4 protein-coding genes and 2 pseudogenes are annotated in these 3137 nt (G+C 40.5%); 1 reads left to right on the top strand and 5 read right to left on the bottom strand.

The features are described from left to right. The coding region (locus tag WBA89_RS27415) for a hypothetical protein (protein ID WP_424410799.1) at positions 1-202 on the top strand (202 nt) is incomplete at its 5' end. A 296-nt stretch (positions 203-498) separates the two neighbouring features. Here the strand turns inward: WBA89_RS27415 and WBA89_RS27410 are convergent. The 5 genes and pseudogenes from WBA89_RS27410 to WBA89_RS27390 all read right to left on the bottom strand — a co-directional run. Continuing rightward, a complete protein-coding gene (locus tag WBA89_RS27410) occupies positions 499-822 on the bottom strand; it encodes a hypothetical protein (protein WP_424410798.1) in 324 nt (107 codons plus the stop codon). 158 nt (positions 823-980) lie between these two features. Next, positions 981-1978 (bottom strand): annotated as a pseudogene (locus tag WBA89_RS27405) (IS4 family transposase); the annotation flags it as partial. Further along, on the bottom strand, positions 1979-2287 hold the full coding sequence (locus tag WBA89_RS27400; protein WP_424410797.1) for an IS66 family transposase: 309 nt from the start codon (positions 2285-2287) through the stop codon (positions 1979-1981). Between the two features lie 80 nt (positions 2288-2367). Beyond that, a complete protein-coding gene (locus WBA89_RS27395; protein WP_424410796.1) occupies positions 2368-2658 on the bottom strand; it encodes an IS66 family transposase in 291 nt (96 codons plus the stop codon). A 162-nt stretch (positions 2659-2820) separates the two neighbouring features. Then, a pseudogene (locus WBA89_RS27390) lies at positions 2821-3137 on the bottom strand (hypothetical protein); the annotation flags it as partial.

The raw sequence follows: 3137 nt of genomic DNA, 5'->3' as shown, positions 1-3137 counted from the left end.
CGCTGCGGTGGCGAAGATATTTGGCGGGTCACTGCCTGAGAAAATAGCTCGATGCCTGGGATTTATATTTTACATAATAAACCCGCTTTCTGATCTCCAGACAGCGGCTTTGTTTTTTGACTTGATTTTCAGTTTTTCGGCGCTTGAAACCGCTTCTTTTCAAACGAAGTCCACTCCTACCAAACTAAGCAATAAGGAATAATATTTGATATCATGTCCGGTAGCATAACCATAATTAAGCCGCAACTTGGGGTCACCAATGGAAATTTGTCAAACCTCGAACTAAGTCTTGCTGTTGGAGTAATTGTTGGCAGCGATTAAATAAAATTTCCTCTAATTCATCAAGATTTTTAAATGTTCGGTTAGCAAGAGGCTCATTTGTGAGTGGCCATAGTCTTTCTGCGCCTTTGTAGTTCTGGAGAGTGAGATGGCATTTCTATAATATGAATGCCCTGCGGTACATCAAGTTTTTTAGCGGTATGCCATCCAGCTCGATCTTTACGTCAATACGACTTGTTTATTTTCCCCGACTTCAAAATGTTGGGCGAAATCGGCTAAAACTTGATTAAAAATTTCGGTATTCACAAAAGGTAGAATCCACGCCTTTGTTTCTCCAGATTGTGGGTGAACGAAGCCATACAACCATAACCATTTAAATCGCCAATTTATCGATGCTACGGGTACTGTCCATTCATCTACCCAAATACGTCTAATTATTGGTTTAAGCCCAACTCTATGTTCATCCATTGTCCAAACTTCTACATCGGCGTCTGGGTACTTTTCTTGAACTTGAGTCACCGTTTTTGCTAATTTTTTTTCCATTGTTCCTGTTCCGTAAATTCTGCTTCCTGATGAGAGGGTCGAGGTACTCTCAAATGTAGTCCATTACTCACAAGTTAAGCTAAAAACACTATTGTCAATGAGTAATATTACCCATCTTTTTGCCGATATACCAATTAAAATATGACTCCATTTGTTCATTAATTATTGAAAAAAAATTGTTCGGGACTTCTTTGAGTTCCAGGGAAAGGAGAAATAATTAGCCTGACATGAGGTTTTCGTCGTCGCTTAACAATCCCTAAATCTTGATTTTTCTCATCGGCAAAATACTTAACTAGGTCAGAAGCTAATCCTTTTTGATAAGCCACAGAAAAATGATACATTCCCCGATAAATCATTTCTAATGAAATACGTTCAATTGGTACTCCTAATTCATCAGCAACGGCATCTCCTAAGTCTACTAAGACTGCATAAAATAGCCAAGTACCCCAGATTTGTAGCTTGATTCCGTTTAACGAACCTGTCCATAAATAACTTAAATTTAGGAGTCTCTTTACTGTACAAAATGCCTCTTCAATTCGCCAGCGTCTTTGATATAAATCTGCTACTACATAGGGAGGCAATATCTCCGGTTCTTGGACACTTGTTAGATAAGAACGCCAGGATTTTTTCGAGCGAATTTGTACTAATCTTATAGTCAATGCTGGTGTCTTTTTTGTTCCTGCACCTATCTGAATTATCTGGTCTTTAACATCATAAGTATTGGTTAATACCCGCTTGACTTGATAAGATGCACCTTTCTTAATTCGAGTAATAAATCCAATTTCTTGCTCAATTAATTTTCCCAAAAAGCGAAGTGATAGAAGCCTCTATCCAGTAACAGCAAGGTTTTTGGCTTAACTGTTTTTAGTAAATCTTCCTCCCAATGGGTATCTGCTTGTTTCGGATTTTCCCAAAACCAAATTTCTTCGGGAAGATGAGTTACTAGGTCTATAATTACTCCCATTTTTCCGGATAATTGACCAATTGGAACATCTGATAAACTTTCTAGTTTACGAAATAATGCTTCTAATGTTGAGCCATCAGCTATCCAGATATTTTCAAAGTTTTTTAAGGCAAGTTTTACACTATCTGGCAATGGTCTCGATTTTCTCGTCAACCATTTTTGTCGAAAATGAGGTAGTAATTCTGTAAGGATTCAGGTCTGAAAAATGGGAATGAGTTCAGGCAGAGCCAAGTCACAAGAATGGGCAGAAATAGCCTCACGGAAAAAAGTCATTACTGAACGAGCTTGAAAACGACAAGTTTGAATCACACTGAGAAGATTAGCCGTTTCCTCAAATCCCTGCATCGAACGAGAGCCACCAGAAACTTTCCGTTTCGTGACAGCTAGCCGTAGAGAACGTTCTGCTAAATTATTATCAGGAGGCACCGAGGGGTCATCCAGAAAATACCACCATTGTTCTGCCTTATCTCGTAAGGATTTGAGTAACAAACAGAAGAGCATAACCAACTTGGTTCAACCAAGTGGCAAGGGCTTTATTCAATCGTATTTTGAAATCAGTTGCCCAGGAGTCGTAGGTGAGTTTATCCTTCGTCTTTCGCTCCCGACTCATGGGCGATAAAAGCTTCATCAATTAATGAAAGAAATATTTGAGCGACTGCTGCATTATTATTGTTGCCAGGAAGTCCCAGCACTTTCTTAAAATGCCGTCGTAAATGGGCTAGACACTTCTGTTGGGCTGTGATTGTGCCACCATTATAAACGCTGAAATCATCTGAGCTTAAGACCCCAGCAAATTCTGTACCCAGCATGGTTTCTAGTTCCACACGTCCCCTGGTATCCGCCCCACGTGAATAAACAGAATCCCTCTCCACTAGCCGTCCATAGCCATTCTTTAACCCCCATCACACACTCCCGGCGTTTCATCTACATGAACATTTGATTGCACTTTTGCCCATTTCCACAGTGCATTTATAGCTGGCTTTACCGCTGCTGCTACTCGTTGATTGGTTTTTTGGAGTGTTCCTACTCCCACTTCAACCCTGCCGAGTTCCCACAACAACGAGCGTCAGCTTTTCGTAGGAAAGATGCCCATAATTCCCCAGCCAGACGCTGGGTGCTTGGAGATTAACGCTCAAGTCTTGTCCTGGAACTATTCCCTGCGGTTGTTCTCCTCTAACTACTGCACCACATTCTAGGCATTTACACGATTGTATCTGATATTCAACGACCTCGATTGGTTTTGCTACTAGACTTGCTACTTGCTGAGAGTGGATGTTAATTACTTCACTTAATTCTTTACTGCCACAATTGAGACAGATGCTGGGTGAACTAATTTCTGTTCTGTCTACTC

This window comes from Microcoleus sp., assembly GCF_049646505.1.
In the GTDB taxonomy this organism is placed as follows: Bacteria; Cyanobacteriota; Cyanobacteriia; order Cyanobacteriales; family Microcoleaceae; genus Microcoleus.
The sequence above is the reverse complement of the archived record's forward strand: the minus strand, read 5'-3'. Positions and strand labels throughout refer to the sequence as shown.

Excerpts from the sequence above, each read along its gene's own strand:
- WBA89_RS27410 (WP_424410798.1), bottom strand. The coding sequence starts at position 822 with ATGGAAAAAAAATTAGCAAAAACGGTGACTCAAGTTCAAGAAAAGTAC.
- WBA89_RS27400 (WP_424410797.1), bottom strand. The coding sequence starts at position 2,287 with ATGCTCTTCTGTTTGTTACTCAAATCCTTACGAGATAAGGCAGAACAA.